Below are 272 nucleotides of genomic sequence, written 5' to 3'. Positions count from 1 at the left end.
CTGGTGATTATGGAGGGGGCTCAAGTTCAAATACACCTAACAACTCCAATACAGAACCATGTAGTAGTATAAAATCAGCTCAAGCTGATACAAAATATATTGCAAAATTTGATTCACTTAATAAAAAATCAGTTTTTGAAATGGATAAGGAAAGAGGGTTTTATGAAATCCAACCTCCTAAAGGAACACCTGCATCTTCAGGATTTGTTCAAATTGATGGACCTCCAGGAAGTACGGGGCTACATCTTCCTGACAATACAAATCGTATATCA

1 protein-coding gene is annotated in these 272 nt (G+C 36.4%); it reads left to right on the top strand.

Annotation, left to right across the window (positions count from 1 at the left end; all coding sequences use genetic code 11):
- On the top strand, positions 1–272 hold a 272-nt coding region (locus tag SB764_RS40295), incomplete at both ends, for a hypothetical protein (protein WP_410866794.1).

This window comes from Paraburkholderia sp. SIMBA_027 (assembly GCF_046535315.1).
Lineage (GTDB): Bacteria > Pseudomonadota > Gammaproteobacteria > Burkholderiales > Burkholderiaceae > Paraburkholderia > Paraburkholderia tropica.
The sequence above is the reverse complement of the archived record's forward strand: the minus strand, read 5'-3'. Positions and strand labels throughout refer to the sequence as shown.